A 23,098-nucleotide genomic window follows, 5' to 3' on the forward strand; every position below is an offset into this window, starting at 1 on the left:
GGATTCACTAGGCATGTAGACTCTCTTCTTTTGCGATAATCTCTAACCCTTCATTGCGTAGCACTTCAATCACTTTTTGCAGTGCAGGCTCTAATGCGGCTTGCCCCGTTTCTGTTAAACCAATTGCTGGTTCTAACGACTCAGGCACAATCCCCACCAGTGTCAGACGCTTCGGAAATTCATCGGTTAGGTGCAGCGCCGATAACACATCGGAAAGCCCTAACTGATGGGGTGAGATTTTACGGGTAAACAGCGCGGGTACTTCAGCATCGCGCAGTACCAAAATGCTACCGGGCTGCTGACTCGACAGCACCACATCCGCAATAATCAAATGGTCACGATCCGCCATAGCGCCAATCAGCTCCATGCCTGCCGTTCCACCATCCAATACCTCAACACATTCTGGTAAGTGATAACGCTCTTCGAGTGCTTCAACAATGCGCACACCGATGCCTTCATCACTCAGTAAAATATTGCCAACACCTAAGACTAATATACGCATTACAGCACCTTCACCTTGGTCACTTCGGAGCCTTCTGTATCGACGATATGCACCGCACAAGACATGCATGGGTCGAAGGAGTGGATCGTTCTGACGACTTCCAATGGTTTAGATGGGTCAGCCACCGTAGTTCCGACTAGCGCCTGCTCATAAGGACCTGGTTCATCATTGAAATTACGTGGACCCGAGTTCCATGTAGATGGAACAACCGCTTGATAGTTTTCAATTTTACCGTCTTTTACCACCACCCAGTGGGATAACAGACCACGAGGCACTTCACCAAAACCAACCCCTTTGATCACCGTATCTTGTGGGAAGTTTGGTTTGATAAAGGTGGTGTGATCGCCTTTACCGATATTATCCACCAGAGCTTGCCATTGAATAGACAAGGTTTCGTTTAATACGCAGCAACGAACTGTACGACCAATAATGCGACCTAATGTTGATTCGAGCTGGTCTTTAGTGATCGTGTTGCCTGTTAAGGTTTGGTATAAACCGACGACATCGTTAAAGTGTTTTTCAGTTGGCTCATGTTTCGCTGCCAGTTTGCACAGCAAGTCAGCCAATGGACCCACTTCCACGGTTTTGTCGTAGAAGGTTGGTGCTTTAACCCAAGAGTATTTACCGTCATCTTCCCAGCCAGTGTAGTCAGGAATAGTGGAGCCTTCCCAAGGGGCTTGCGGCTCGTTATCTTTGTACCATGCGTGCTTGCTGCTCTCTTTAATACCGTTAATCAGGTATTCATCAGTGTGGCTAGTGATTGGGCGATAAGTACTGAAATCCCCATTTTCCAGATAACCACCCGGTAACAAGAAGCTGCCATTTTTGTTGTCCATTGGCATTTCAGGTACACACATATAATGTTTGGCACCTTTACCCATTTCTAACCATTCTGGATAACCCGATGCGATCACTGCCGCGTCGATTTTGTACACTTGCTCGATAAAATCCCCTAAACGGTCAATAAAGGATTTCACGTACATTAAGCGCTCAAGGTTAAGTACACCAAGACCATCAAGGTTGATTGGGTTAGCAACACCGCCCACCGCTAAGTTTTGAATATGCGGTGTTTTACCGCCCAGCAGTGCCACGATACGGTTGGCATCACGCTGACATTCCAGCGCTTGCAGGTAGTGAGCCACCGCAATTAAGTTCACTTCTGGCGACAATTTCATCGCAGGGTGACCCCAATAGCCGTTAGCGAAAATACCTAACTGACCGCTGGCGACTAAATCTTTGATTTTGTTTTGAACACGGGTGAACTCTTCAGGGCTGTTTAACGACCATGTAGAGACCCCTTTAAGCATATTCGCCGCTTTGGTTGGGTCAGCTTTTAATGCAGAAGTAATGTCTACCCAGTCCAGCGCAGATAACTGATAAAAATGCACAATATGGTCTTGGATAGTATGCGCAGCCAAAATCATATTACGGATATATTGCGCGTTAACAGGCACTTCAAGATTCAGTGCGCTTTCAATGGTACGCACAGAAATAATTCCGTGAACTGTGGTACAAACCCCACAAATACGCTGCATGATCATCCATGCATCGCGGGCATCTTTCCCTTTTACAATCTCTTCCATACCACGCCACATGGTGCCGGATGCCCACGCTTTAGTGACTTTTCCATCTTCGATTTCGCAATCAATGCGTAAGTGACCTTCGATACGAGTTACCGGGTCGATAGTTATACGTTGGCTCATGCTTTACCTCGGGCCTGAGAAGGACTTGAATTAGATTTTTTTATTGCTGGAATAATCGGTAATAGGCGAACTAACAAGATGTATGCGCACACCTCGATGGCCACAAAACCGATGGAAATTAATATCTCTTCTGCGGTTGGGAAATAGTCATATCCACCGCCAGGATTGAAGGCGATCAGTGAGTAGCTCATACGCCATAGCGCAGAACCCAGTAACATGCTTAATCCACTGATATATAACCATCTTGAGTCAGTACGCAGGGATGGCATACGGAAGATAATCAGCGGGATCACCATTAATGCAGTCTCAATCCAGAACATCATGGCGTAGAAATCCATCGCCATCACATAGTGCATCTTGCCGCGGTAAATCAGTTCACCGAAACGGCAAACCAAAAACAGCACTAAGAACACTTGAAGGATATTGGTTAACTTAACAAACAGAGGTCGTTCATCAGCCCCTTGCCCTTTTAACGCTGACTGCAATAAAGAGCCTTCAAAAATCACAATGGAGAAACCCATAATAAAGGCGGTCAGTAGCGATAATAACGGCAACATTTCATAGCTTTGCCAAATCGGATGAACCTTGTGCCCTGCGGCAATCATCAGTGAACCCATAGAAGATTGGTGCATCATTGGCAGTAACGCGCCCAATGCGATGATGAAAAACATCACTTTATTCAGGCGTTTTAATGACACTTTCCAATTAAAGCGTTCACAAATTGCAGGGGCAAACTCCAGCGCCATGACACCAATGTAGATAGTCATACACACTGCGGTTTCAAACAGCACAGAGTTGGTATTAAAGTACCCTGGAATATAGAAATAAGGCAGGTTCCAGTAGCGACCCACGTCGATGGTGATAGATAAACCACCGAGAGAGTAACCAAATAGACTCGCCAACAGTGCAGGACGTACTAACGGGTGATATTCACCGCGGTTAAAGACATACACTGCCCACGCTAACGCCCATCCACCACAGGCAAAACCGGTACCAATCAGTAAGTCGAAGGCAATCCAGATCCCCCATGGGTATCCGCCGTTCAGGTCAGAGACTGAACCCAGACCAAACACTAAACGTTTTACAATCAAAATCAGGCACAGGATGACAAACGGTCCGAAGACAATCACTGGCCAACTGACTAAACGCCCACCTAGCGGCTGTTCTTTATCATGCGTTGCCATTAGAGTCGTCCCCCTTGTCCTTAGGATTTTGGTCGTCATGATTTTGGTCGTCATGCGTTTTATTGCCATGAGACTTGTCGTCATGAGAATCATGATTCTTGGTATTGCGATACACTAAGAAACTCAGTCCCGCTAATGCCGCGAGAGGCAGAACCATGCCTTTATACAAGGTGTGCTGAACATTTTCAGAGCGTGCACCGGTTGCCAGTTCATCTAGCTCTGGCAGTCCCAGATTTTGATATGGCACACCAGAAAGCACCATGACCTGAGTACCACCGCCTTCCAATTCACCGTAAATATGCTGTTGGTATTTCGGTGCTGGCATCACGTTCGGGTCATTGTGATGGACAGTTTGGCGAGGGAAGCCATACTCTTCACCCGCTTTCAGCGATAAACGTTTTTTCGCTTCGGCGAGAAGCTCTTCACGGGTACCAAAAATCACCGCACCTGTTGGGCACACTTCAACACAACCAGGTAAACCGCCTTTATCTAAGCGTTCTACGCCTTTTTGGTTACACAGTTCACATTTATGGATGGCACCAAATTTGTCGTCATAAGCATATTTAGGGATGTTGAATGGACAACCCACCATGCAATAACGGCAACCCGTACAGATATCAGGGTCGTAATGCACGATGCCTGTTTTCGGATCTTTGGTGAGCGCAGAAACAGGGCAAACAGAGACGCAGTTAGGATCAACGCAGTGCATACACTGTTTTTTAATGTAGGCGTAGCCATCTTTTTCCTGATCTTTATGCAAGCCTGAGCCATCGCTCCACACTTGAATCACGTTGTTGGTGTATGGCGTCAGTTTGTCATTGTTTGACCATGTTTGAGGACCAACAGGGTTGCGCTCAGGATGGTTAATATCCTGACACTTGGTGACGCACGCCTGGCACCCAACACAGAGTGTCGAGTCATACAACATGCCCAACGCATTTGGAATTGGCGGCCTATTTTCCGCTCCCGCCAAGCTCGGCGAAGTGGTGCTTGCAAGCAGCGCTCCCCCAGCTGAGAGCTTAAGGAAATTTCGTCTATCCACGGTTATTCTCCCCGTGAGTTGGTATCATTTTGACGTTTTTGACGCCCTAACTCACGTACAGCCATCACACTGACACCTGCCACCAGACCGACTACACCACCGATTAAGCCCACGGCAGTTGCAGAAACTTGTCCACCTTCTTTGTTATTCAAATCCGGTTTTTCGGAACGTGGTGTTTGGTTTTCCACATTCGCTAATTGGTGGATACCTTTGTGGAAGCCCACATTTTCTTCGTTACAGCCGTAGCATGGATGCCCGATTGCCACTGGCCACACGCCGCCAACGTCACAAAATTGTAGGGTTGAACAGTTGCCGTAAGTTTCTGGCCCTTTACAGCCTAAATGGTATAAACACCAACCTTCACGGTGACCAGCATCGCCGAACTCTTTTGCGAAGCGCCCCGCATCAAAGTGTGGACGGCGTTCACAGTGTTCATGAATTAATCGACCGTACGCGAACATTGGACGATTTTTGCTATCCAACGCTGGTGGACGGTTATAGGTGATCAAGTGGGCAACTGTTGCTAAGAAGTTATGTGGGTTTGGCGGGCAACCCGGAATGTTGATAACGGTTTTATCTTTGATAACTTCATTTAAGCCAACCGCGCCTGTCGGGTTATCCCCAGCTGCCGCAACCCCGCCCCAAGAAGCGCAAGAGCCGATAGCAATAATCGCAGCCGCGCCTTCAGCAGCCATGCGGATATGCTCAACGATAGGTTTTCCTGCCACCATGCAGTAAATGCCATCATCTTTCAGTGGAATCGAACCATCGACCACTAAAACATACTTACCTTTATATTTTTCAATAGCATTGTGCTTGTTCTCTTCAACCTGCTCACCAAAAGCCGCAGAGAGAACTTCGTGATATTCGAGAGAAATGGTATCGAGAATTAAATTTTCGAGGGTTGGGTGAGTCGCACACAGCAACGATTCTGTGCATCCTGTACACTCTTGAGCACCAATCCAAATGACGGGTGGACGTTCTGGATCACTCACCGCATCAGCCATTTGAGCGGCGGCTTTTCCACTTAACCCCATTGTCGCAGCAAGCGCTGTACACAACTTCATAAAGTCACGGCGATTAATGCCATGGGGAGAAAGAATAGAGTTATCTCCTGCCATTTCTATTTCCTATTATGAGTGGCTTAGAGCCTATTTATTAGGCTATTTTTCTTTACGATTTTGCATTCAAAAAATAAATAAAATCCGCCACATATTAGAAATATGCATAGGAATTTAGGTATTATTTGTATTCAAAATCGCTTCACCAATTACACCTAATAAGCTGAGGCCTTATTAGAATTACCTGATGTGTAAATATAAATGAGATCCTAGTCCTACCGCTTTTTAATCACTTGATCTTCATCAAGAGCCAATAAGAAATTTGGTCTTTTTTAAATTTATGATAGAAAAATCGATTCAGCGACGAGTTAAAAGATTATTTAACTTTTCATACTGATTTCAATTTGTTTAAAAAAATAGGAGATAAAATGTTAAAAAAAGATAACAAAAGGTTGTTATATCATGATGTTAAAATAAAAATCCATCCATTAGGTCTTATAGATAAGTATAATTAACCGAATTTCGAGTAACGTCTTATTTCAATAATGACTATTGTGGTAAAAACAAATAAGAATTAATATCAATTAAATTAAATACGAATGAATATCAAAAATAAATAAAGCTAAATTTATTTATTAATATATGTCTAATAAAAACAAATAAAGCCTGACTATTATTCTCAGTTATTTTTTTTCAATATTGCGGCAGCGATCGCAACTTGCCCCAATGCAAGTCCACCATCTCCCATCGGTAATTGACGAGCATGTAATACCTCAAGAGGCTGTAGATTCTCTATTAGCAAATGACGTAATAATTGGTTATGCAGAACGCCACCAGACAGCACCACTTGTTGAATGCTATACCGTTTCGCTTGTTGCAGCGCTAAATCCGCAAATCCTTGCGCCAAGGCTTGATGAAAAGCATGGGCTCGTTCCGCTCTCGGCGCATCATAAGCCAACCATTCATGCCAAAAGGTGGTTAAATCCAATTGATTATCCACCACCGGCATTGTGACAGGATGCTGCTGAACTGAGCTTTGCAATGCTAGCGCTTCTAACTGACAAGCCCCCTCGCCTTCCCAACTAGTTTGCTGAGGACAAATCCCTAATGCCGCTGCGATAGCATCAAATAATCGTCCTGCCGATGAAGCGGTTGGGCAGTTAAGCTTTCTAGCAATCGCTTTTTGTAATAGTGGATAAGCAAAAGGAGCGAGCGCCGAAGCAATGGGCTTTGTTTGCCAATCAGGCACAAATTTTTCTAGATGGGCCAATAAGTTACGCCATGGTTGGCGAGATGCTAGATCCCCCCCAGGCATGGCAACTGGCGGTAATCCACCAAGGTGCTGGCTAGAGGCATAATCGACAAGTAAGCACTCACCACCCCACAGCCGGTTATCATCACCAAAACCGAGACCATCCAGCGCCAAACCAATTACTTTTTCATTACCTAACGGAATTCCATATTCCGCCATCACCGCCGCAATATGAGCATGATGATGCTGAACGTGCATCATCGGGATATTCAACTGGTCACTTAAGGTATTACCGTAACGATGACTAACATAATTGGGGTGCATATCCCCTACTAGGTATTCAGGTTTAAATCGATAAATCGACTCAAATAGTGCAATAGATTGCTGATATTGTTGATAAATATCGATATCGTCCAAATCACCTAAATGCTGGCTCATCACCGCACTTTTATCTCTAAGCAAACAAAAGGTATTTTTTAAATCCGCACCTAGCGCCAAAATAGATGGTGAGTTTTCAAAGCCCGCTGGAAGGTCAATAGCATCCGGTACATAACCTCGGGCTCGGCGTAACATTTCCGCTTTTCCGGCATGGTAACGCACTAAAGAGTCATCCGCCCGTTGCACAATATCACGATTATGCATCAGCCAAATGTCTGCAATATTTGCTAAATCCGTGAAAGCCGTTTGCTCCGTCAGTACCGGAGGTTTGCCCGATGCATTTCCTGAGGTCATCACTAATGGCCTATTCACCTGCGCCATCAGCAAATGTTGCAGCGGGTTGGAAGGTAGCATTACCCCCACTTCCCGCAAATGTGGTGCGATATTTTCGCTTAATACGCTATTCTCCCATGCGTGAATAAGGACAATCGGTGCCGCCGCACTTTCAAGTAATGCACGTAAACCTTCAGTGACATCAACTCCTTGGTCTTTTAGCCAGTTGAGAGATGGGATCATTACCGCCAGAGGTTTGCTGGGACGGTGTTTACGTTGACGCAATTGTTCAACTACATGGAAATTAGTGGCATCACACGCAAGGTGAAAACCGCCAAGCCCTTTAATTGCTGCAATTTTGCCATTCAATAAGTCCGTCGCCGTTTGTTCTAAGGCTTGATGGTGAACCGCTAGAACCTTGCCATTTTTGTCACACAGCTGGATTTCAGGACCACAGGTTGCACAAGCATTTGGCTGAGCATGAAAACGTCTGTCTGCTGGGTTTTCATATTCTTGCTGACATTCAGGGCATAAAGGAAATGCCGCCATTGAGGTATTTGGTCGGTCATAGGGCATTTGACGAATAATAGTAAAACGAGGACCGCAATGGGTGCAGTTTGCAAACGGGTAATGATAGCGACGATTCGCAGGGTCAAACAGCTCGTCGCGGCAGGCTTTGCAGGTTGCTGCATCGGGGATAACCTGAGTATCCATTCGTCCTGCACCACTATGACGAATCGTGAATTTTTCTGGCAACTCATCCCATTGAAAAGGTTGGGATTGAATAGATTCAATATGTGCAAGCGGCGGGCAGTGTTGATATAAAAGTTGAGTAAATAAAGGGATATCCGCAGTCTCTAGCAGGCGTACCAGCACACCTTCGCCATCATTACAGACGTCACCATTCAAGGCACATTGATGGGCAAGTTGCCAGACATAAGGTCGGAATCCAACCCCTTGAACCTTTCCTTTGATACGTAACTGTATGCCGTTTTTCACTCTAATGCCCTCTGGTGACTGAGATGCTATTCTCGCGCTTCTACGTATAAATAACCTGAGTTCAGATCAAAAAATAAAGCGTTTTTAAGTTTTCTTATGGTATATGAGTTCGAAACTTTATTTTAAAAATAACATTTCATTCATTTTCAAATAATCAATTAAAAGACGAAAATAAATTAATCATTATTCCACCAATAAAAATAAATGTACCCTATAATTAAAAATCAAAAATAAACTTTAAAAAAAAAACGAAATCAACCCAGACAGATAAATAATATCAATATTTGATTGTCATTAATGTAAGCATAGACAATAAAAATGAATACAATGAATAAAAAATTCACATCATTAATTTTACTTCAAATATCTTTTTTTATTTTTTGGAGTTTTTTTCCTATTGGTAATGCTAATGAAAACAAACAAGAACATTGGCTTATATTAGAAAACACATCAGAGCAATCTATTAATGACCTTCCTGAACTGCCAACAGAGCCAATAAATAAACAAGATAACAATCAGAAATTTATTGCTGAAAAAGGAAGCAAGTTAGGTACAATCCTGAGTAGTGAAAATAGCACCAATACTGCTAGAAATATGTTAGAAAATACATTAATGCAGAAGATTAACCGTGATATTAATAATTGGTTTAATCAGGTTGCTTATGCCCGCATTCAATTTAACACGGATAAAAGCGGTAATGCCGCTATCCTCTATCCCTTATATGATAAAGATAGCCATATTGTCTTCACCCAATTGGGATTACAAATTAATGAAGATCGTACAACAACGAATATGGGATTCGGTTATCGTCAGCTTAATAATGATTGGATGTGGGGAGTTAACTCGTTTTATGATTCAACATCTTCAAATAGACGCTTAGGTTTAGGCGCTGAAGCATCCGCTGATTTTATTAAACTATCAAGCAATGGTTATTTTCGCTTGAGTGATTGGCATGGTTCTAAATTAGATAATTGGCGTGATTTTGATGAGCGTCCAGCTAATGGTTTTGATGTTCGATTCGAAGGGTTTCTTCCAGACTATCCTCAATTTGGAGCAAATTTAAAATACGAGCATTATTATGGAAAGAATGTAAATATTAACAATGGTTCATATTTAAGAGACTTAAAAAATAACCCAAGCCTTTATAGTGTTGGCGTTTCTTATACACCAATACCGCTTGTAACGATGAAATTAAACCAGTCCGTAGGCAGCTCCAGCGATACATCTGCGATGCTCCAGATTAATTATCGGTTTGATCTTCCACTGAATCGCCAATTATCTGCTGACTCAGTCAAAAGTATGCGTTCTCTTACAGGATTACGTTACGACTTTGTCGACCGAAACTACGACATCGTCATGCAATATAAGAAACAAGAATTGCTCACCATTTCATTACCTAATGAATTAGAGGTGCAATCAAAGCAACAGATCAATCTAACCGCAACAATTATAAAGTCTAAATATGGCGTCAAAGACATTCAATGGTCAGCCCCTGAACTGATTGCTGATGGAGGAAGCTTTATTAAAACCTCCGTAAACAGTATCAAAATTGTTTTACCTCCCATTCAAAACAACCCTAAAACCTATACGGTAACGGCTATTGCAATCGATAATAATGGGAATAAATCGAATACGGCGACAACCCGTTTAAATGTAAAACCGATGTCAGGAATGATTTCTATTTTTACCGTCGTTCCTCAAGGCTCTGTGACAGCCAATGATTCAGATAACTATGAAGCAACCGTGACAGTCACCGATGCTGCCGGAAAAGCGCTCTCAAATACCAATGTCGAATTTACGTTATCAGGTTTCTCGCCATTATCCGCATTTACTTTATCTGGCAATAATATTTCCAGTGCTTCTCCGCTCACATTACCAACGGACAGTAACGGACAGATTATTATCAATATTTGGGGGCAAAAAGCCCAACAAGGATTATTGATTGCTAAATTAGAAGATGGTTATCAATCCAGCAAGCCTCTCCAATTTATCGCTGACAGTTCCACCGCCCAAATCATATCATCTGATATTGTCGTTATTGAAGATAATGCCGTCGCCAATAACAAAGCCACTAACCGAATTTCTGTACACATCACGGATAAATTTGGAAATTCAATAGAAAATCAATTGATTAGTGTATCAGCAAATAATGGCGCAACAGTGGGTAACATTACCCCTACCGATGCAAATGGCGATACGATTTTCTCTTTAACCAGTTTTAATGCGGGTAATAGTGAAATCACAATAACATTTAATGGCAGTCACCATACCGTCAACGTGATGTTTATGCCCGATAAGAGCACGGCTCAAATTGATAGTGCCAATATGATTTTGGTGAAGGATAACGCGACGGCTAATGGTGTTGATACGAATAAAATTAAAGTTATCGTTACGGATGCCCATAACAACCCGCTTCCAAATCAAGTAATTACAGTGACAGCAGAAAATGGTGCAATTATCAGCGCAATCTCGCCAACCAATAGTCAGGGAGAAACAGAATTTACGCTCACGAGCCTCAAAGCGGCTCAATATCGAGTAACCGCTGAAATTAATGGCAGTACCCAATCCCTAAACGTGACATTTGTTGGGGATAACAACTCTGCGAAAATTGATAAAAATGACATGGTAATCACCAAAAATAATGCTAAAGCCAATGGTGTTGATACCGATCGCGTCAAGGTTATCGTGACGGATAAAAATGGTAATCCACTTGCAGACCAAATCATTACAGTGAGTACCGATACTGGCGTGATTGTAGGTACTGTTTCACCAACGAATACTGCGGGGGAAACTGAATTCTCCATCACAAGCACTGAAGCTAAGCAATACAAAATAACGGCAGAGCTAAACGGCAGCTCACAATCTGTTTCAGTTGATTTTATTGCAGATACCAGTACAGCCCAATTAGATAAAAGTGCGATTACTGTCGTCAAAAATGATGCTAAAGCCGATAAAATCGAAATTAATCAAATAAAAGTCAAAATCATCGATGCCAATAATAACCCTATAAAAGGTCAAAGAGTCACTGTGACTGCGGATCCCCATATTGGCATTGGTCCAATTCCAGAAACCGATATTAATGGTGAAACCATTATTTCCTTGACCAGTAGTCTGCAGGGACCCAGCGTCATTGCCCTGTCGATTAATAATAGTACCCAAGATGTCACCGTCACATTTACCAGTGCTATTGACCCGAGTAAATCAACTCTCACGCTAGATAAAACACGTATCGTCAATTCATCGGGTGCAACAGAGGATGGAAGAACCACAATCACGCTCACTATGCTCGATAAGAATAATCAACCGATTACAGGGGTTAAAAATGATGTGAAATTTACCGCCAATAATAACGAACTTAAGATAAGCAATGTGACAGAAACCCTTCCTGGTCAATATACGGCGGTTGTCACCTCTTCCACTGTTGGTGATTACCAGATCACCGCAACAGTGCTGTATTCAACTTATACTGCCCAGTCACCAACAATTAGCGTGTATACCTATATATTCAGGTTAAGCAATTTAGATCATAAAATAGGAGTGACCGCCCTATATGATTATCAATTATTCGTTAAATCCAGCGATGGTGTAGAAAGTGAAATTCAATTAAATGCTAACCAAGTCAATTGGATATCCAGTAATACCAGTGTGGCGAGACCAATATCTCCGGGGGAAATTCAAGGTCTACAGAAAGGGATCGTCGATATTAGCGTTAGCAGTACTGGTACAGGTTATAAAGGTGTCCCTGTCACCGTCATACCCGCAAAATTGACCGTCAGTGAATTGAACATGTCACCAATATATGGTGATTCCACCAGCAAACCCAATTCAGCCTCTGAATACTTGATAGAGCCTCCTGGATATACGTTAACGGGTCAAGGGGATTGGGTCGTGGATTCTATCGGAAATTCCGGTGGAACGGGAGGAACGGCCACGACCATAACTAACACAGATTCGGTGACAAAAATTGATGTTATTGTGTGCCGCTTCCAAGGCGTACTGGTCATCGGTCAATTAACCTTCTACAAGCCCACAAGTAACCAGGTGATTGGAGAAGCACATAATACCTGCACTAATCCACAAACTTATGTCTACCAAATCCCATCGGGAGAACAATTTATCGGGTTTACAGGATGGAATAGTCAAACTTCATCAATCAATCGTGTTTTCTTGGGTGCAATTCGTTTTATTACCATTGATAGATAAAATGGCAGGGTTTCAGTCTCGATGTATTGACCAAAACCCTGCCATTGTCTTTTATGCTTGAATACTAAGGGAGCTCAACTGATAACAGGAAAATACCTGAATATTCATCCGGAGCAAGATCTTTGGTTTTTCTTAATGTGCTGGAAACATCAAAAGTTTGTTTCACAAATGAATCTACCGAAAGTATGGTTGATGGCGCACCATTGACTTTAATTTCAGACTCTAGCCCATCCGCCATAAAAATGAAGTTATCATTATCTAATCCTGCGACAGCAGAAATTTTAACATCCGTTGGATTTGTGCAGCTGATCGTAAAGTTTTCTCTCACAGTATGACCATTCATCGAGCTATTGGATAATGTGCCGTGGTCAATGTAGTCTGGACCTTCAATATCACAGTTAGTAATAGCAGGGTCTAACGGTGAACAGAGAATTATTGGGTTATCTGCGGTTTGCTCACGCTGCATTTTTTGTCGATACAAAATACCTAAATTGAAGCAGTATCCAACTCCAGGCCTTCTCGGATAAAACTGCCAACGTCCCGGAATTTGCCTATTTAAAACGTTATCTTTTTCTAATGCTCTAGCCACTTCACTGAACGTAACGGGGCTTTCGTCCCATGAACTTCGCTCTCTTAATCTCACTGAGTGAGTATCAAAGTTAACAATGTGTGAGGTACCCGCACCATACCCACCATCTGCATAGGTTCCCCAAGATCCTAACTCTATATCACAAGGACAACTGCCTGTCGTTTGCACAGCCATCGGGCGATTATCGTGTTGTAAGTCCCCGCGTAAAATATATCGTGTGTCCATCCATGCGCCATGGTCAGTAACAAGCTCACCTTGCGCTGCAAATTCAGCCCGAGCAAATTGAAAAGACGATATCGCTAACAAACAGATAAGAATAAGTTTTTTCATAATATCCTTAACAACCGAGTTATTCGTAATAGATATTAAAAGTGGTGGTGGCGCTAAAATCCCCGAGTTTAATACTTTTATTTTTGATTGCGTCTTCTTCCCCCAAAATGGAAGCTTTCAGCGGGATCACGCTAGGGAATTTACTACCGTTCATTCCAACAATAGGGTATTGGCTATTAATATCCACATTGCCATTATCGCTACTCAACACGATGGCATAGCCCAGATCACCGGGGTCACCATCAATTCGCAGCGAACCTTTAATTTTCGGGTTACTGATTCCCGTAAATGACATCGAAAATGAAAAATCAGGTAAAAACTCGCACTCAGAGAGTGTAATTTCAAAGACTTCAGAGATATCTCTTTGACGATAAAGGTCTTTATCATTGACCTCATGAAATGGCACCACAAGCTCCTCGCCGCCATTGACGATACAAGGAATGGCGTGTCTCAATACTCCAGAAAAATTCACCTCATCCGCGAACGCATTCCCGGAGAAATAAAGTAATAGAGTAAAGAAGATTATCTTCATGGATAAGCAACCGTTAATGTCGCGCTAGCGGTAAACTCGCCCGGCTCGACACGAGCAGAACTTGAGCTACTTTTTACTAATGCCGCCTTCAGATCAGGTTTTTTATAGTCAGATTCATAGGTGTATACAAACGTATCGTTCACTCTCAATGTGTCTGAATCATAATAAATTTGCAGTGCAATATCTCTTTGTTCATTAATTGCTAATAAATCATTATCAAAGTAAGAACGTTTGCCTTCAAAACTGAAAATCACATCCATTCCAGATGAGATATTGTCGCATTCCCATTCAAAATCGATATCTTCTATATATTTTGTACCATCTTTGGTCGGCACTAACGAAACCACCAAGTCATCACCAAAATCCACCTCAATCGGGCGATTATTATTGATGACACATGGCGTTCCCTCTATCAAATTTCCTCTAAAGCTCACTTTGACAGCCTGTGCCACACTTGTGTATGCCAGAAATAAAACGAATGATAACAAGAGCTTTTTCATAAGATAATACCTTAATGATATCCTACAGTTAGTGTTGCAGCAGTAGAAAACTCACCTCCAACAGGTCTTATCCCATTAGCCAGTGCCAGTTCTGCGGTTAAAGAAGGTAAAGATTGGATATTATCAATCTCATATTGAGAACCGATATCCATAGGCTTGTTATCAATATACAGTTTGATATTCAAACCCGGTGTATCCGCGACTTTCAGGCTGTTTGAGGTTTCCCCTTTAACGCCTTCAAAAGCAATATACAGCTCATCAAATCGCGAATCACAACTTAAACTATAAGGAATTTCCTCTGTGTATTTACCTGACTCAATTTGCCCAATAACGATGTCATCGCCAAAATCCACATAGATATCTTCGTTATCATTCAATACACATCCGCCAGATAAAACATTCACTCTGACTGTCACAAACTTCCCATCCGCAAATGCAGTCACAGATAAAAAAAACAGTAAACTAAGACAAAACAGGTTCTTAAATTTAAACATTCGATTTATCCATTTCTCTCATTTGCTTATGGGATTAGTTAGCCGCTTGAGCGTGACACTCTGTTGCAGAACAGACAAACGGAACATCAACCTGACCGCCGTAGTCATTGATGTAATTAATCACTGGCGATGAACCTAATTGATCTGCGGTAATTGACAGTTTTTGCTCAGCAAATGGCGCAACGTCTACAGCAACAAAACTTTTTGCTTTCTCTGCGTTGGCACTTTTTCTAATGTTGTTTAATACCACGTAGTAAGCCGTTGGGTTTTTGGCATAAATAGCACCGCCTTTTTTGACTAGCACTAATTTATTCTGCCACGGCGCATTTTTCATTTGCGTGGAATCAACCGCTAAAGAAGCTGGACGATAGAACAACTTCACACGTGTTTGTAATGCAATTTGCAGTACGTTAGATTTTTTACTTGTAGGTGGAATTTCTCTTAAATTAAAGAAAAACAGGCTTTCTCTATCTTGAGGCAATTTCACTATGTCTGGTAAAGCTTCAATACGCAATTGGCTTGTTTGCCCCGCATTAATTCTTTGGATTGGTGGTAAAATCGTAAAATAAGAGGTTAGCTTTTCGCCTTTTTCATCTTGAAACCAGCCTTGCGCCAAATAAGGCAGTTGGTTATTTTTATTACTTACCGTTAATGAGACTGAATTGCTATCGCCATTATAAATAATACGCGTTCTGTCCATTGAAATTGCAGAATAAGCATTCGCAGTCACGAAGCAGCTAAGTAATAATACGGATAATTTTTTCATCATAAACATTAGCCTTCTTTTAAGATTATTATTAATTACATGGTAAGAGCAGTTTGTCGTAAATATTATGCTCTTCGATATTTTGTGGGAATGTAATCGTACATTCAGAACCTTGCCATAATACTTTCATTGCCTCACCCGGTCTTATTCCACCGATGTAAGCTTCACCTTGGTCACCCACAATACCGGTTGTCTTGCCAGCATTATTTTTAATATCCGCAGCAAATGGTGGGTAACTTCCATCTTGTAATCTCAACATCACCATCATTTTGATCCCAGAAATAACATCAAAACTACGATAACCTATTGCCCCTTCAGTGAGTGTGGTTCGTGTTACGGAATCCGCAACCTCAACATTCTTAGGTAATTTATTAATATCAACAACGACGTCTGTCTTATAGTAGCTATTAATATCTGGTACAACGACTTTTCCAGAACCACTAGAGCGTAAATGTGTGCCGTTATATTTTACAGGGACATCTTTAACGCCATTTGTATCAACAAAAACTCGTGTTCCACCTGTTGATGTGACTGGATGCATTCCTATTCCGTACCCCGTCAATGTTATGCCGCCTTGGATATTCGCAGATAATGACATTGAGTTATTACTTATATAGTTATAGCTGGTATTAAAGTCATTCATATTGCCTTTATGGCTATAATAGCTACTAAATATTCCGCTATGTCGATTATTACCGATAGAAAGTGAAAGGTTATCTTTATTTTCAAGACGCTCATTCACTGTCACTTTATTCGTATTATCGTTCTTACCATTATACGTTGAATAATTGACATAAGTTCCTGATGCTAATGGAACTGAAAGGCTGACATAAACTCCGTTATCTTGATAACCCTGCATTTTGCTATTAAACATGTTGATAGACAGACCGATATTATGAAACTTGCTGGTATCAAAATATTTCGAAAAGGTCATGTTATAGCGATAACTATTTGGGCGATTCCAATAGGTTTGGTGCGTGTAGTTTAAATTTATGGATGAACGCCAATCAGTAAAGTTTTTACTTAGTGATGCAGAATAAGAGCCTTTATTGTGTCCTGCATACATAATATCTTTTTGGTCATTATAAGTAAGGAAGTCACTCATCGTCATAAATTCACGATCCATAAAACGGTATGCGGACAATTGAATTTGACTATTACTTCCTTCGAAGCTTTTATAATAATCGACTTTAAATGCTTTGCCTTTTAAGGTCGGTCCATCTGTCAATGCTGCTATTGAATGATTAAATGAAAATGAGATTGCACCAAATTGAAACAAATCACGTCCAACACCAGCAGCAAAAGAGTTAAATCGACTACTATTTAGTGCGCCACCAAAAACTGACCAACCATTGCTAACGCCCCATGAAACCTCGCTTTGTGCGAATGCATCCCCCATAACATGGCGATCCATATCCGTTGGTCTACCTGCGCTCACTTTATAACGCACAGAACCTGGACGAGATAAAAAAGGAATGTTTCCAGCTTCTACTTCAAATTCTGAAACACGCCCGTCACTTTCTTCAACTCTGACTTGTAACGTCCCTGAAATACCGCTATTTAAATTTTGGATTCTAAATGGACCCGCAGGAACTAAGCTTTCATAAATAACGCGTCCATCTTGGCTAATTTTGACTACCGCGTTCGTTTCTGCAAAACCCGTCACCTCTGGTGCATATGAACGTAAGCTCGGCGGTAACATATTGTCGTCAGAACGTAATGAAATCCCAATAAACTTGAAGCTATCAAACAAATCTGTTTGCAGAAAATCTTCACCTAGAGTTAATTTCGATTTTAAGCTGCGAATAGCTCGATAAGCATAAATATTCGTCCATTTAATATCATGAGTATCATCAACTCGACTATTTTGTGCATGGTTATATGAACCTTGCCAAAAACCCCGTAAACGCCAGCTATCAAAATTAGCGCCAACCGCCCCTAATCCTGAAAGGAAAAAAGTATTGTTCGATTTGTTATCACCTAAACTATGGTTATATTGTGAGGTCAGATTATAGTCAAAAATAATACCTTTAATGCCATCTTCCCAACGAGATGCTGATTCCCAGTCGTTGGCTGAATATTCCTGGTAACTTTTAGGAATATTAATAATTAATGTTCCGGTCGATAAATTAGGTGTTACTGACATTCCTTCTAAGCTAGCAATATCTAAACACTCTAAGCCATCAATAGTATTCCACTGTAATACACTTTCAGCTTCCGAATTTAAGTCAAATTTCTCGACAATTTCATCCGTTAAACACGCTTGTGATTTTTCTTCATAACTCACAACGGTTATTTTCTGCTCAGGTATATACGCGTTATTTATACTTAGTTTAAAGGGGTAAATGCCAGGAACAATATAAAGATCTTGTGAAAAAACTGCCAAATTAATATTTTCTCTATCTTCTGCGTTCAATATATTAATATTGAAGTCCACAGCCTCTTCAGAGAGAGCAATTAATGGATTCAGCAGCAATAAAGATACCGTGATGAGTTTTTTCATGACTTTATTTTTTATTAACATTTAAAAACACAGAACACATAATTTTATTATTAACTTTTTTCATTACGATGTCCTTAAATTTTAATAAATTTTCTAAGCTGAAGTAATGATTGGTCTCATTACTTCAGCTTACCGTTAATAACTAATGCATTAAATTAGTTATACGACAATACGAAATCAGTTACCGCTTGGAATTCACCTGCAACAATATCAACCGGAGCTTCTGGTTTACCTTGGCTACCTAAACCTTTCACATATGCAGCAAATTGCAGGGTATTAGTTGTTCCTTGCAGTTTGTGCTCAGATTTAGTGACTTCATTTAATACGATTGGGTCATTGTTGCTATCTACGATCTGGATACCTGCACCTGCAGCAGTACCTGTAATAGCTAATAGTGATTTAGGATCATTTGTAGCGGCCGCGCCTGAAAATGTAATATTCACGGAATCACCTGTTTCTACAGTACAGTCAATTAATTTAATATCGAACATAACTGGTGAAGATTGACCGTCTGAAGTACCACCATTTTTTAACACCACATCAGCGATTTGACCTAAATCTACAGTTTGGTCAATAGAAGATGGGTCAATAGAACAAGGTGCAGTGATGATGCTACCAGTGAAAGTAACTTTACCATTACCGTGGTTAACTGGTGCTGCGTTTGCACCAAAACCAATTAATGTCGTTGCTGCGATAGCCATAAGAGTTTTATTTAATTTCATTTGGTAAATCCTCAATTAAGTCGTAATTTAAAGAAAAAAGATAATAAGAATTCCTGTAATTAATTATTAATTACAATAGAAGCTTAAATTTCAGATACGAGACATAGTTAAATATACTTAGGTAAAACCACGATATATTTATGAATACGTTAATTAAATCTTTTTGCCTTTTGAGCTTTGGTTCACACAAATACTATAATTACACTTAAAAGCTGTAAAGTCGCCATCACCTATCGAAAACAAGAAGTTCAATAGGCAGTTATTTTTTGATACATTTACTCATATTAAGATTATTTTGATACTATATAAATCAATCAGTTACAGATAATGTGTCATTGATTCATACTTAACAACATTTCTTTCACATACATCGGACATTACTTTTTTGCAATTGGTTACATCTTTGACGCGTATTATTATCTTCAATTATCCAATTACCACAATTTAGCGTAATAGTTTTTTTCGGTTTTAATCCAAATTTATATGTATCAAAAAGAAAATGGTTAATTCTAATTTACTCCCATCTGCTATTTTTTCTAATAAATAAGAACTCAGTCTCATTTATTATACCTAATGAGAATTATTCAATGTGAATAAAATATATTCTGGTCTAATCAGTATTTCATTAAGGTACTATTTCACACTCAAATATGATGACCATAGTGATTATTTCAGGGATGTATTGACTGGTATATAAGAATAGCTAGGTAGGAAATTAGAATGGCAAATGCTCTTTAGGTAAAAAGAAACACGAAGGCTCAAATGCATTCATTGAGCCTTTATCAAATCAGATGAAATGCATTGAAACCTGAAAATTCATTATCTAGTGAAGTATTATCCTTCATATGAGTAACCTTTACATAAGTTAAATTGAAACTCATCCCACCTTAAATAATTTGACTTTAGTAGTCATTACAATGGTGACAATCATAATGTGTGATGAAAATAGGATTAACTGCAATACATTGATTTTATTTTTAATTATTTATTACAAACTCATAAGTAACGCATTAAATGCGTTAAAAGCAAAATCATCAGAAGCTATTTCGTATTATTCCGAATGGCTCATTTAAATAACATTTTGATTTAACGCTAACAGATAAATTGCTAGCTAACTTTAGTTCGCACCGATTAAGATTACATTCACCCAGACAACCTGAGAAGCAAGATGACCACCACTTTTATTATTGTTCCTGGCTATACCAATTCCGGCTCTCAACATTGGCAATCCTATATAGAAAGAAAATACCATAATGTTGTGCGCGTCATTCAGGATGACTGGAATGCCCCTAACCATAAATGGATAGAGCGCCTAAACGACATGGTTCAAAATACAGAGGGTGAATTGGTACTGATTGGACACAGTTGCGGAGCCGTTTGTGTGGCGCAATGGGCAAGCCAATTTCCCAACAATCGAGTAAAGGCAATGATCCTAGCCACCCCAGCAGATGTTGATTCCCCTTCTGCCTTACTCGATATTCAACAGCAGAGACCGCTCCCCAATAAAAAGCTTCCAAGCCCTTCTTTGCTTATTTATACCGATAATGATCCGCATCTTGGCACTGAAAAAGCCCATCAGCTTGCCGAAACATGGGGCAGCCAGCTTATGTTGGTTAAAGGCGGTGAGCATTTAAATACTGATGCAGGATATGGCGAATGGCATGAAGGCGAGCGGTTGATTGAAGAGTTTACGGGGAGAGGATTTGTTGGCAGGTAGTTTATTTCCTGTGCTCCAGACACAAAAAAGCCACTTCTTTCGAAGTGGCTTTTTGCGCTGATTTAACAGCTAAAATTTGGTGGCCCCTACTGGACTTGAACCAGTGACCAAGCGATTATGAGTCGCCTGCTCTAACCAACTGAGCTAAGGGGCCAAAGTGGTGCCGATTATACGTGCTGTTTTGGTGAAGGTCTAGTATTTCAATACTGTATGGTGAATTTGTATCCAAGCCATAGCCATGCCATATAATTCAATGGCATGGCATCATCGAAAATCATCATTCCTATCTTAATTATCGAATTTTATTCTAGGATTCCATTCTTTATTAGAACGCCATTTATGAACAAACCTGCGTTAACGACTACCCTATAGTAAATAATCGGGCGTAAAGATTGAGTTTTCCTGTTCTAATTTATTAAGCATTCTTTATTCAATTGATTGATATAAAACAATAATTTTATACTTCATATAGAACATGATGATATTAGACAAACAGCTATAGGACGATAATGATGAAAAAAGTACGTGCAGTTCAATATGGTTGTGGAAAGATGGGCAAATTTCTCATCCGTTACCTACAAGAACACGGTGCTGAAGTTGTGGCGGCTTTTGATATCAACCCTGCCGTGATTGGCAAAGACATTGGTGAAATTGCAGGCACGGCGCCAACTGGCGTAAAAATCCAGCCACTGAATGAAGCGGATAAAGCCCTAGAAACCTTAAAACCTGACGTGGGGATTATTGCGACCCTCAGTACCATGACCGATTTAGAAGATGCATTCTCCCTCTTCGCTCGCCATGGCGTTAATGCAATATCAACAGGTGAAGAAGCTCTCTATCCGTGGAACTCTTCCCCTGAGATCACTGAAAAACTCGATGCTTTAGCTAAAGCGAATAACTGCACTTTAGCGGGCAGCGGCTACCCAGATATGTTCTGGGGCGTGCTTATCGATACCTTGGCGGGTTCTATGCACAAACTGGTCAAAATCAAAGGCTCTAGCTGCTATAACGTGGAAGATTACGGCATCGCGCTGGCAAAAGGTCACGGTGCAGGTTTAACTGTCGACGAATTCAATCAGCAAATTGGTAACTATAACGACCTGCCATACGCGGTTATCGCTGAGAAAATTGAGAGCGGTGAATATGCACCACCGTACATGTGGACACAAAATGGTTGGCTGTGCAGCCGTTTAGGTCTGACCATTACCAATCAAACTCAGCGCTGCGTGCCGCAAATTGCCAAAGAAGATATCTATTCAGATACTTTAAAAATGACGGTGAAAAAAGGCGATGTTTTAGGGTTGTCTGCCGTGGTGATCACTGAAACAGCAGAAGGTGTCACCTTAGAAACGGAATGTATCGGTAAAATTTTAACGGCGGATGAGTGCGACAAAAACAGTTGGCAGCTCATTGGCGAGCCAGATACGGCGATTGAAGTGAATAACCCAGCAACCGTGGAACTCACCTGCGCAAACCTGGTTAACCGTATCCCAGCGCTGATCAACAGCCCTGCGGGCTACACCACCACAGAAAAAATGCCAAATAACGTGTATATGACCAAACCGATGCACGAATATTTATAATCAACTGACTTGATTGAATATTAATCACATAGCCCACATTCCGTGGGCTATTTTTTTGACTTAGCGAGGCTTTGTCATCTGCCATTCTAAGTGGCGACGCACTGCCGGCCACTCATTACTTAAGATGCTATAAACGCAGGTATCTCGTAGCTCACCCGTACGAGTTAGCATATGGTTACGTAAAATCCCATCGAGTTTTGCCCCTAAACGCTCAATCGCTTTACGGCTTTGATGATTTAAAAAATGTGTTCTTAGCTCTACGGCAACACACTCTAATTCTTCAAATGCATTTTTTAATAACAAGTACTTAGCTTCCGTATTGATTGGTGTGCGCTGAGCTTCGGCTCCATACCATGTTGCCCCAATTTCAACACGGCGAACCCCTTGGTCGATCCGCATATACGAGGTCATGCCAACGGCTTTGCCTGTACGTTTATCAATAATCGCGAATGGCACCATCTCTTTATGGGCAAAACGCGCAAGGCGCATATCGACATCTTTCGCGACATTTTCCGGTTCAGGTACCGAGGTATACCACAGGTAATGTAGCTTATCTCGTTCAATAATCTCAGCATAAACAGCATCATGGTGATGAGTCAGTAGCTCTAATCGAACATGGTTGCCTTCTAAGGTGACAGCTTGGCAAATCTCTTTCATCGGCGTATTTCCTGAATAACTCGGTTGTGTGAAGTGAAACCCCATCAA

17 protein-coding genes and 1 tRNA gene are annotated in these 23,098 nt (G+C 41.1%); 3 read left to right on the top strand and 15 right to left on the bottom strand.

Annotation, left to right across the window (positions count from 1 at the left end):
* Positions 1 to 7 precede the first annotated feature (7 nt).
* From ACIH2S_RS15905 to hypF, 6 genes are all read right to left on the bottom strand, one after another.
* Entirely contained in the window at positions 8 to 502 is a 495-nt protein-coding gene (locus tag ACIH2S_RS15905; RefSeq protein ID WP_430247705.1) for a HyaD/HybD family hydrogenase maturation endopeptidase, read from the bottom strand.
* Positions 502 to 2,205, bottom strand: a complete 1,704-nt coding sequence (gene hybC / locus ACIH2S_RS15910; protein WP_430247707.1) for a hydrogenase 2 large subunit — start codon at positions 2,203 to 2,205, stop codon at positions 502 to 504. Before hybC ends, ACIH2S_RS15905 begins: the two co-directional genes overlap by 1 nt.
* Entirely contained in the window at positions 2,202 to 3,389 is a 1,188-nt protein-coding gene (hybB, locus tag ACIH2S_RS15915; protein ID WP_036956223.1) for a Ni/Fe-hydrogenase cytochrome b subunit, read from the bottom strand. The genes hybC and hybB overlap by 4 nt, the downstream gene beginning before the upstream one ends.
* The gene (gene hybA, locus ACIH2S_RS15920; RefSeq protein ID WP_036956220.1) at positions 3,376 to 4,431 is read right to left on the bottom strand and encodes a hydrogenase 2 operon protein HybA; all 1,056 of its coding nucleotides are present in this window, start codon (positions 4,429 to 4,431) and stop codon (positions 3,376 to 3,378) included. Before hybA ends, hybB begins: the two co-directional genes overlap by 14 nt.
* Before the next feature lie 2 nt (positions 4,432 to 4,433).
* Positions 4,434 to 5,552: a hydrogenase 2 small subunit gene (gene hybO / locus ACIH2S_RS15925; protein ID WP_036956217.1), complete on the bottom strand. Its 1,119-nt coding sequence runs from the start codon at positions 5,550 to 5,552 to the stop codon at positions 4,434 to 4,436.
* Positions 5,553 to 6,171: 619 nt separating this feature from the next.
* Positions 6,172 to 8,454, bottom strand: coding sequence for a carbamoyltransferase HypF (hypF, locus tag ACIH2S_RS15930; protein WP_108478452.1), 2,283 nt, complete (start codon positions 8,452 to 8,454; stop codon positions 6,172 to 6,174).
* 327 nt (positions 8,455 to 8,781) lie between these two features.
* Here hypF and ACIH2S_RS15935 point away from each other — a divergent pair, with 327 nt between their 5' ends.
* Positions 8,782 to 12,657 carry an Ig-like domain-containing protein gene (locus tag ACIH2S_RS15935; protein WP_430247709.1) on the top strand — a complete coding sequence of 1,292 codons (3,876 nt, stop codon included), beginning with the start codon at positions 8,782 to 8,784 and terminating at the stop codon, positions 12,655 to 12,657.
* A 64-nt stretch (positions 12,658 to 12,721) separates the two neighbouring features.
* Here the strand turns inward: ACIH2S_RS15935 and ACIH2S_RS15940 are convergent, their stop codons facing one another.
* The 7 genes from ACIH2S_RS15940 to ACIH2S_RS15970 all read right to left on the bottom strand — a co-directional run bounded on the left by ACIH2S_RS15940 (position 12,722) and on the right by ACIH2S_RS15970 (position 19,093).
* Positions 12,722 to 13,576, bottom strand: coding sequence for a hypothetical protein (locus tag ACIH2S_RS15940; RefSeq protein WP_036956210.1), 855 nt, complete (start codon positions 13,574 to 13,576; stop codon positions 12,722 to 12,724).
* 19 nt (positions 13,577 to 13,595) lie between these two features.
* On the bottom strand, positions 13,596 to 14,108 hold the full coding sequence (locus tag ACIH2S_RS15945) for a fimbrial protein (RefSeq protein ID WP_036956207.1): 513 nt from the start codon (positions 14,106 to 14,108) through the stop codon (positions 13,596 to 13,598).
* Positions 14,105 to 14,608 carry a fimbrial protein gene (locus ACIH2S_RS15950; RefSeq protein WP_108478450.1) on the bottom strand — a complete coding sequence of 168 codons (504 nt, stop codon included), beginning with the start codon at positions 14,606 to 14,608 and terminating at the stop codon, positions 14,105 to 14,107. Before ACIH2S_RS15950 ends, ACIH2S_RS15945 begins: the two co-directional genes overlap by 4 nt.
* Positions 14,609 to 14,619: 11 nt before the next feature.
* Complete coding sequence (locus tag ACIH2S_RS15955; RefSeq protein WP_036956202.1) at positions 14,620 to 15,102, bottom strand: fimbrial protein; 483 nt, start codon at positions 15,100 to 15,102, stop codon at positions 14,620 to 14,622.
* A gap of 34 nt (positions 15,103 to 15,136) precedes the next feature.
* Positions 15,137 to 15,877: a fimbria/pilus periplasmic chaperone gene (locus ACIH2S_RS15960; protein ID WP_108478449.1), complete on the bottom strand. Its 741-nt coding sequence runs from the start codon at positions 15,875 to 15,877 to the stop codon at positions 15,137 to 15,139.
* A 22-nt stretch (positions 15,878 to 15,899) separates the two neighbouring features.
* Positions 15,900 to 18,371, bottom strand: a complete 2,472-nt coding sequence (locus ACIH2S_RS15965; RefSeq protein ID WP_430247710.1) for a fimbria/pilus outer membrane usher protein — start codon at positions 18,369 to 18,371, stop codon at positions 15,900 to 15,902.
* A 155-nt stretch (positions 18,372 to 18,526) separates the two neighbouring features.
* Entirely contained in the window at positions 18,527 to 19,093 is a 567-nt protein-coding gene (locus tag ACIH2S_RS15970) for a fimbrial protein (protein WP_036956196.1), read from the bottom strand.
* A gap of 1,168 nt (positions 19,094 to 20,261) precedes the next feature.
* Here ACIH2S_RS15970 and ACIH2S_RS15975 point away from each other — a divergent pair.
* Entirely contained in the window at positions 20,262 to 20,810 is a 549-nt protein-coding gene (locus tag ACIH2S_RS15975) for an RBBP9/YdeN family alpha/beta hydrolase (protein ID WP_321146964.1), read from the top strand.
* Between the two features lie 77 nt (positions 20,811 to 20,887).
* Here ACIH2S_RS15975 and ACIH2S_RS15980 read toward each other — a convergent pair.
* A tRNA-Ile gene (locus ACIH2S_RS15980) sits at positions 20,888 to 20,964 on the bottom strand.
* 355 nt (positions 20,965 to 21,319) lie between these two features.
* Here ACIH2S_RS15980 and ACIH2S_RS15985 point away from each other — a divergent pair.
* Positions 21,320 to 22,393 (top strand): NAD(P)H-dependent amine dehydrogenase family protein, encoded by a 1,074-nt coding sequence (locus tag ACIH2S_RS15985; RefSeq protein WP_108478447.1) that lies wholly within the window; start codon positions 21,320 to 21,322, stop codon positions 22,391 to 22,393.
* A gap of 60 nt (positions 22,394 to 22,453) precedes the next feature.
* Here ACIH2S_RS15985 and ACIH2S_RS15990 read toward each other — a convergent pair whose 3' ends face one another.
* Entirely contained in the window at positions 22,454 to 23,050 is a 597-nt protein-coding gene (locus ACIH2S_RS15990) for a GNAT family N-acetyltransferase (RefSeq protein ID WP_430247712.1), read from the bottom strand.
* Positions 23,051 to 23,098: the final 48 nt, after the last annotated feature.

The sequence above is a fragment of the Providencia lanzhouensis genome, assembly GCF_050469745.1.
In the GTDB taxonomy this organism is placed as follows: domain Bacteria; phylum Pseudomonadota; class Gammaproteobacteria; order Enterobacterales; family Enterobacteriaceae; genus Providencia; species Providencia lanzhouensis.